This is a genomic window from Streptomyces anandii JCM 4720, assembly GCF_014650655.1.
Taxonomy (GTDB): Bacteria; Actinomycetota; Actinomycetes; order Streptomycetales; family Streptomycetaceae; genus Streptomyces; species Streptomyces anandii.
In genome coordinates this window covers 111,167-119,072 of sequence record NZ_BMVJ01000001.1, presented here as the reverse complement: position 1 = coordinate 119,072, position 7,906 = coordinate 111,167, and the positions used below count along the sequence as shown (strand labels likewise).

Annotated in this window: 6 protein-coding genes; 3 read left to right on the top strand and 3 right to left on the bottom strand. The window is 70.4% G+C overall.

Annotated features, from left to right (window positions below; genetic code table 11):
• A partial coding sequence (gene nirB, locus IE249_RS35695) for a nitrite reductase large subunit NirB (protein ID WP_229857132.1) occupies window positions 1–1,645 on the top strand: 1,645 nt, incomplete at its 5' end.
• Entirely contained in the window at window positions 1,642–1,992 is a 351-nt protein-coding gene (nirD, locus tag IE249_RS00525; protein ID WP_189702769.1) for a nitrite reductase small subunit NirD, read from the top strand. The genes nirB and nirD, both read left to right, overlap by 4 nt.
• A gap of 16 nt (window positions 1,993–2,008) precedes the next feature.
• On the opposite strand, the gene IE249_RS00520 is transcribed toward nirD, so the two are convergent.
• Both IE249_RS00520 and IE249_RS00515 read right to left on the bottom strand, forming a co-directional pair.
• A complete protein-coding gene (locus IE249_RS00520) occupies window positions 2,009–3,097 on the bottom strand; it encodes a trypsin-like serine peptidase (protein WP_189702768.1) in 1,089 nt (362 codons plus the stop codon).
• A gap of 115 nt (window positions 3,098–3,212) precedes the next feature.
• Window positions 3,213–4,145, bottom strand: a complete 933-nt coding sequence (locus IE249_RS00515; RefSeq protein ID WP_189702767.1) for an oxidoreductase — start codon at window positions 4,143–4,145, stop codon at window positions 3,213–3,215.
• A gap of 79 nt (window positions 4,146–4,224) precedes the next feature.
• On the opposite strand from IE249_RS00515, the gene IE249_RS00510 reads away from it, so the two are divergent.
• A complete protein-coding gene (locus tag IE249_RS00510; RefSeq protein ID WP_189702766.1) occupies window positions 4,225–4,716 on the top strand; it encodes an excalibur calcium-binding domain-containing protein in 492 nt (163 codons plus the stop codon).
• Between the two features lie 144 nt (window positions 4,717–4,860).
• Here the strand turns inward: IE249_RS00510 and ppdK are convergent, their stop codons facing one another.
• Window positions 4,861–7,581, bottom strand: a complete 2,721-nt coding sequence (gene ppdK / locus IE249_RS00505; RefSeq protein ID WP_189702765.1) for a pyruvate, phosphate dikinase — start codon at window positions 7,579–7,581, stop codon at window positions 4,861–4,863.
• Window positions 7,582–7,906: the final 325 nt, after the last annotated feature.

Here is a 7,906-nt window from a genome sequence, read left to right as displayed (position 1 = left end):
CACCGGCGCCGACCTGTCCACCAAGCTGAAGCTGCTCGGCGTGGACGTGGCCTCGTTCGGCGACGCGCACGGCACCGCCGAGGACTGCCTGGACGTCGTCTACTCCGACTCCCGCGCGGGCCTGTACAAGAAGCTGGTGATCGGCCGGGACGGCACGCTGCTCGGCGGCATCCTGGTCGGCGACGCGGAGGCGTACGGCACCCTGCGGGCCCTGACGGGTTCGGTGCCGCCCGTCTCCCCGGAGTCACTGGTCCTGCCTGCCGGCGCGGGCGCGGGGGCGCAGCTCGGCCCGTCCGCGCTGCCCGACGAGGCGGTGATCTGCTCCTGCCACAACGTCACCAAGGGCGCGATCCGCGGGGCGGTCACCGAGCACCGCTGCACCACCGTGCCCGAGGTGAAGAAGTGCACCAAGGCCGGTACCGGCTGCGGCAGTTGCGTGAAGGTGCTGGGGCAGCTGGTCACCGCCGAGCTGGAGGCGAGCGGCGTCGAGGTCGACAAGGGACTGTGCGGCTGCTTCGCGCGGACCCGCGAGGAGCTGTACGAGATCGTCCTCGCCCTGCGCATCACCTCCTACCAGGACCTCCTCGACCGCTACGGCCGCGAGGGCGCCCGGGGTGGGGACGGCTGCGAGATCTGCAAGCCGGCGATCGCCTCGGTCATCGCCTCCCTCGCGCCGGCGATCGGCGCCGACGGCTACGTCCTGGACGGCGAGCAGGCGGCCCTCCAGGACACCAACGACCACTTCCTGGCCAACCTCCAGAAGAACGGCTCGTACTCCGTGGTGCCGCGCGTTCCCGGCGGCGAGATCGCGCCCGAGAAGCTGATCGTGATCGGCGAGATCGCCCGCGACTTCGGCCTCTACACGAAGATCACCGGCGGTCAGCGCATCGACATGTTCGGCGCGCGGGTCGAGCAACTGCCCCTGATCTGGACGCGGTTGGTGGACGCCGGCTTCGAGTCCGGGCACGCCTACGGCAAGTCGCTGCGCACGGTGAAGTCATGCGTGGGCTCCACCTGGTGCCGCTACGGCGTCCAGGACTCCGTTCGCATGGCGATCGACCTGGAGCTGCGCTACCGGGGCCTGCGCTCCCCGCACAAGCTCAAGTCCGCCGTGTCCGGGTGCGCCCGCGAGTGCGCGGAGGCCCAGTCGAAGGACTTCGGCGTGATCGCCACCGCCAACGGCTGGAACCTGTACGTCGGCGGCAACGGCGGCGCCACCCCGCGCCACGCCGACCTGCTCGCCCAGGACCTCTCCGACGCCGAACTGGTCCGGCTGATCGACCGGTTCCTGATGTTCTACATCCGCACCGCCGACCGCCTGGAGCGCACCAGCGTCTGGCTGGAGCGCGTCCCGGGCGGCCTGGACCACGTACGGGACGTGGTCGTGCACGACTCGCTCGGCATCTGCGCCGAGCTGGAGTCCCTGATGGCCGCGCACGTGGCCGGCTACCGCGACGAGTGGGCCGAGACGGTCAACGACCCGGAGAAACTCGCCCGGTTCGTGTCCTTCGTCAACGCCCCCGACACCCCCGACCCGGTCGTGGGCTTCGTCCCCGAACGCGACCAGATGAAGCCCGACCTGCCGCTGCTGTCCATCGGCATGCGCCCCGCCGACGACGTACTGGAAGGAAGCGCCCAGCGATGACCCTGGCACCCGAGACCACCGACCTGAAGGTCCGCCTCCGGCTCGACGAGGGCTGGTTCACGGTCTGCGACCTCAGCACCCTGACCCCGGGCCGCGGCGTGGCCGCACTGCTGCCGGACGGCCGCCAGGCCGCCCTGTTCCGCGACCGCAACGGCAACCTCTACGGCATCGACAACCGCGACCCCTTCACCGGTGCCGCCGTCCTCTCCCGGGGCCTGACCGGCACCCACCACGGCCGCCCCTTCGTGGCCTCCCCCCTCCTCAAACAACGCTTCGACCTCACCACCGGCCACTGCCTGGACGACCCCTCCGTCCGCATCGACTCCTACGAGGTGAAGGCGGCCTGACACGGACGTCCGGCACTCACGGCCAGTTGTCCCGTCCGAACTTGACGAGGGCTCCGAGAGCGTTGCCGCCGGCCGAGATGTTGTTGTCCTCGCTCCCGATGCCGAGCGGGCCGTTGATCACCTCGTACCCGCTGAGGGTGCCGATGGCGTAGGCGCCGTCGTTCCACTGTCCGAAGAACGGCCCCCCGGAGTCCCCCGGGCCGGCGTCGGCGTGGTGCTCCAGCTCACGGGCGTCGCTGTCGGTGTCCGTGTCGATGACGTGAATGGCCGCCTGGTAGCTGGGGCGTTCGGAGGACACGGCTCCCGGATAGCCGACCAGGGTCCAGTAGTTGCGGCCCTCCCAGCTCGAGTCCCAGCCCTTCGTCCCGAACCAGCCCAACTGGTTGCCGAGCGGTGTGTCGAGCCTGAAGACCGCCATGTCGTGCGCCGAGACGTTCTGCGGGCCGTACCCGTGGGCGTCGGTCACCCACGACCAGCCTCCGGGTCCGGCGGTCGACGTGCCGTCGTAGTAGCCCGCGACGAACTTCGCGCCCCAGTGCGTGGAGCCCCAGGGCACCATGTGCGAGGCCGTCAGCACGGTACGGGCGCCGGCCAGCACCCCGGTGCCCGAATAGTCCCAGTTCGGCGCGCTGATGTCCCGCCACACGAGGATCCGTCCGATGCAGACCCACGGATACCCTCGGGGGTAGAAGACCTGGCGGGGCGGATATTCGCCGTACACCGGACCGGCGAACGGGGTGACCGTGCCTCCCTTGATCCGGCGCATCTCCAGCCGCCGCACCGGGGCGGGACGGGGGTGGTGGAGGTAGGGCTGCCACATCGGCCGCGCGGCCGGCTGCGGTCCGTCCGGGAGCCGCAGTGAACCGCGTTCGTGCAGGCGGGTCTCCTTCACGGCGCATCCGTAGAACGAGCCCTCGGGCAGAGTCAGCGTTCCACCGGTGCTCGGCGCGAGTTGCTGTCCGGGCGGCACGGTCACCGTCACCCGGTTGCCGGCGAGCCCGGCTCTGACGTCGTCGGGCACCTTCTCCTCCGCGGGCAAGTCGTCGCGGAGCGCCAACTCCTCCAGGGTGAACGGGGAGTCCGGCCCCTTGTGCTGCTCAGCCATGCTCGGTTCCTCCTCCTCGTGCGCGGACGGCGCACTGATCGGGGAGGTACTCGGCGGGTGCGCCGTCCTCACAACCATCGTGCGCTCACAGCACGCCCTTCGCCTGTCGGCGGGCTCATGCCTTCAGGGCGTCGTACGCCACTCCGGTCAGCTCCTCCGAGGCCGTCCACAGGCGCTCCCCCGCGGTGTCGTTCAGGGTCCAGGGGGCGCGCCAGGACGGGGCGGGGGTGCCGCGCCACATGGCGAGGGACGGGCCGGTGAAGGAGTCGGGGCGTACGCCGGGGGCGGTGGCGGCGTACAGGGTGGGGAGGGCGCCGGCCTCGGCGGGCTGGGCCAGGACGCGGTTGCCGAGTTCCATGAGGCGCTCGGCGGTGCGCCGGCCCTCGGCCCGTGGCCCGGCGGTCTGGAGGTTGGTGGCCGCGTACCCGGGGTGCGCGGCCGCCGCGACCACGTCGGCACCGGCGGCCGCCAGGCGGCGGGCCAGCTCGTGCGTGAAGAGGAGGTTTGCGGTCTTGGAGCGGGCATAGGCGGTCCAACGCCGGTAGTGCCGCTCGCTGTTGAGGTCGTGCAGATCGATGTTGGCCAGCACGTGCACCATGCTGGAGACGGTCACCACCCGCGCGCCGGGAGTGGCGGTCAGCCCGGGCAGCAGCAGCGCGGTGAGGGCGAAGTGCCCGAGGTGGTTGACGCCGAACTGGGTCTCGAAGCCGTCTGCCGTCGTCCCGTACGGCGGCGCCATCACACCGGCGTTGTTCACGAGGAGATCGAGCCGGTCGTGGGCGAACTCCGAGGCGAACCGCCGTACGGACGCCAGGTCACCGAGGTCCAGCTCACCCAACTCCACGTCCGCCTTCGGCACTTCGCCGGTCAGCCGCTCCACGGCCGCCCGGCCCCGGGCCCGGCTGCGGCACCCGAGCACCACCCGCGCGCCCCGGCGCGCGAGCTCCCGCGCGGTGACGTACCCGAGACCGCTGTTGGCCCCGGTGACGACGGCGGTCCGGCCACCGAGATCGGGAATCTCCTCCACACTCCAGCCGGTTCGGTTCATCACAAAACCATTACCCTTCCCACACGCATCACAGCCGGGCATTACGGTCATTCGTACCTGTCACACCTGGGGGGACGATATGGCCAACCCGTACACCACGCCACCCGCGCCACAGCCGGTCCGGCCCGCTCCGCGCTGGGCCCGCAAGCGGTACGCGCTCCCCGCGCTCGCGCTGGCCCTCTTCGTCGGCGTGGTTATCGGCTCCGGTGGCCAGGACCAGTCGAAGAACGACGCCAGGCCCATGGCCGCGAGTCCGCGCCCGACGGTGACCGTGACCGCCACGGCGACCGCGAGCGCGGCGCCCGAACCGGCCGTCACCGTCACCGCCACGAAGACCGTGAAGGTCACCCGGACGGTCACCGCACGGCCGGTGGACGACGGTTCCGGGGGATCCGGCTCGGGCGGCGGCAGCGGTTCCGGCTCCTCGGGCTCCTCCGACTCCGGCGGCGGCAGCGTCTACTACGCCAACTGCAGCGCGGCCCGCGCCGCCGGCGCCGCTCCCCTGCACACGGGCGACCCCGGCTACGACCGCCACCTGGACCGGGACGGCGACGGAGTCGCCTGCGAGTAGGACCCGCGCGGTCCACCACCGGACAGACGAAGAGGGCGGCGCCCCCGCACAGGGCGCCGCCTTCTTCTCGTGGACCGGAGTCCTCGGCGTAATCGGTATTGAGGGTCGGGGACCACGCCGAGGACTCCGGGGTCTGTCACCGGATCACCGGTGGTCGCTGCCCTCCGACCGGGAGGCCGCGCGGCCGGCCTCGAGGCGGGCGACCGGGATGCGGAACGGGGAGCAGGAGACGTAGTCCAGGCCCACCTCGTGGAAGAAGTGGACGGACTCGGGGTCGCCGCCGTGCTCGCCGCAGACGCCGAGCTTGAGGTCGGGGCGGGTGGCACGGCCGGCCTTGGCGGCCGCCTTCACCAGGGAGCCGACGCCGTCCTTGTCGATCGTCTCGAACGGGCTGACGCCGAAGATGCCCTTCTCCAGGTACGCGGTGAAGAAGCTCGCCTCCACGTCGTCGCGGCTGAAGCCCCACACGGTCTGGGTCAGGTCGTTGGTGCCGAAGGAGAAGAACTCCGCGGCCTCCGCGATCTGGCCCGCCGTCAGCGCGGCGCGCGGCAGCTCGATCATCGTGCCGATCGCCAGCTTGAGCGAGGTGCCGGTCGCGGCCTCGACCTCGGCGATGACCTGGTCGGCCTCCTCGCGCACGATCTCCAGCTCCTGGACCGTGCCGACCAGCGGGATCATGATCTCGGCGCGCGGGTCGCCCTTGGCGTTGCGGCGCTCGGCGGCCGCCTCCGCGATGGCGCGGACCTGCATGGTGAACAGGCCGGGCACGACCAGTCCGAGGCGTACGCCGCGCAGGCCGAGCATCGGGTTCTGCTCGTGCAGGCGGTGCACGGCCTGGAGCAGCCGCAGCTCGTTCTCGTGCGGCTCCTGGCGGGACTCGGCGAGGGCCACGCGCACCGACAGCTCGGTGATGTCGGGCAGGAACTCGTGGAGCGGCGGGTCCAGGAGGCGGATGGTGACCGGCAGGCCGTCCATCGCCTCGAACAGCTCGACGAAGTCCTTCTTCTGCAGCGGCAGGAGCTGCTTGAGGGACTCCTCGCGCTCGGTCTCGGTGTCGGCCAGGATCAGCCGCTCGACCATTTCGCGGCGGTCGCCGAGGAACATGTGCTCGGTGCGGCACAGGCCGATGCCCTGGGCACCGAAGCGGCGGGCGCGCAGCGCGTCCTCGGCGTTGTCGGCGTTGGCGCGCACCCGCAGCCGGCGCTTGCGGTCGGCGAAGGCCATGATGCGGTGCACGGCGGCGACCAGCTCGTCGGCGTCGTCGGCGCCGGCGTGCATACGGCCCTCGAAGTACTCCACGACCGGGGACGGGACCACCGGGACCTCGCCCAGGTAGACCTTGCCGGAGGAGCCGTCGATGGAGATGACGTCGCCCTCCTCGACGATGTGCCCGCCGGGCACGGTCATCCGACGGCGCTTGGTGTCGACCTCGAGCTCCTCGGCGCCGCAGACACAGGTCTTGCCCATGCCGCGCGCGACGACGGCCGCGTGGGAGGTCTTGCCGCCGCGCGAGGTGAGGATGCCCTCGGCGGCGATCATGCCGTCCAGGTCGTCGGGGTTGGTCTCGCGGCGGACCAGGATGACCTTCTCGCCGGAGCGGGACCACTTGACGGCGGTGTAGGAGTCGAAGACCGCCTTGCCGACCGCCGCGCCCGGTGAGGCGGCGATGCCCCGGCCGATCTGCTCCACCTTCGCGCCGTCGTCGAAGCGCGGGAACATCAGCTGGGCGAGCTGGGCGCCCGTGACCCGCTGCAGGGCCTCGGCCTCGTCGATGAGCCCCTGGTCCACGAGCTGCGTGGCGATGCGGAACGCCGCGCCCGCCGTCCGCTTGCCGACGCGGGTCTGCAGCATCCACAGCTGGCCGCGCTCGATGGTGAACTCGATGTCACAGAGATCCTTGTAGTGGTTCTCCAGGGTCTCCATGATCTGCATCAGCTGGTCGTACGACTTCTTGTCGATCTGCTCCAGCTCGGCGAGCGGCACGGTGTTGCGGATGCCCGCGACGACGTCCTCGCCCTGCGCGTTCTGGAGGTAGTCGCCGTAGACGCCCTGGTGGCCGGAGGCGGGGTCGCGGGTGAAGGCGACGCCGGTGCCGGAGTCGGGGCCGAGGTTGCCGAAGACCATCGAGCAGACGTTGACGGCCGTGCCGAGGTCGTGCGGGATGCGCTCCTGGCGGCGGTAGAGCTTGGCGCGCTCGCCGTTCCAGGAGTCGAAGACCGCCTTGATGGCGAGGTCCATCTGCTCGCGCGGGTCCTGCGGGAAGTCCCGGCCGGCCTCCTTCTTGACGATCTTCTTGAAGGTGGTGACCAGCTTCTTCAGGTCGGCGGCCTCGAGGTCGGTGTCGACGGTGACCTTCTTGGCGTCCTTGGCCTTGTCGAGGGCCTCCTCGAAGAGCTCGCCGTCGACGCCGAGGACCGTCTTGCCGAACATCTGGATGAGGCGGCGGTAGGAGTCCCAGGCGAACCGCTCGTCGCCTGCCTGCTTGGCCAGGCCCTGCACCGACTTGTCGGACAGGCCGATGTTCAGGACGGTGTCCATCATGCCGGGCATGGAGAACTTGGCGCCGGAGCGGACGGAGACGAGCAGCGGGTCGTCGGCCTGGCCGAGCTTCTTGCCCATCTTCTGCTCGAGGGCGTCGAGGTGCGCACTCACCTCGTCACGCAGTGCCGCCGGCTCCTCGCCGCTGTCGAGGTAGACCTTGCAGGCCTCGGTGGTGATGGTGAACCCGGGCGGGACGGGGAGGCCGAGGTTCGTCATCTCGGCGAGGTTGGCGCCCTTGCCGCCGAGGAGGTCCTTGAGGTCCTTGTTGCCCTCGGTGAAGTCGTAAACGAACTTCGCTACGTGGGGTTCTTTGTTTTCCGACACGGGTCTCGACTCCTTGAGGCCGCGGTGGCTGCCCTGACGGCGAGGAACATACCCAGATCGAAGGCACCTGGGTACGTCCACTTGTACGTCATGTGCCTGTAACCGGGCGTCCGCCAGTGGATTGAAAGTCAAGGCTTGACAAGCGAAGTGGCCTCGATGTTTTCACTTCTTGAACGCACTCCCACCCACAGGGGCATCTGGATGCTCATATGAGCGAGTCTTGGCACGCCTGATTTCGATCGATGAACGATCAAGGGATGGCACCCAGTGCCACCCCTTGGAGAAGTGCAGCCGCTCAAGATCCGCTCATCTGAGCGCATCCCTT

Coding starts and splice junctions, on each gene's coding strand:
- IE249_RS00510 (WP_189702766.1), top strand. CDS start 4,225: ATGGCCAACCCGTACACCACGCCACCCGCGCCACAGCCGGTCCGGCCC.
- IE249_RS00515 (WP_189702767.1), bottom strand. CDS start 4,145: ATGAACCGAACCGGCTGGAGTGTGGAGGAGATTCCCGATCTCGGTGGC.
- IE249_RS00520 (WP_189702768.1), bottom strand. CDS start 3,097: ATGGCTGAGCAGCACAAGGGGCCGGACTCCCCGTTCACCCTGGAGGAG.
- nirD (WP_189702769.1), top strand. CDS start 1,642: ATGACCCTGGCACCCGAGACCACCGACCTGAAGGTCCGCCTCCGGCTC.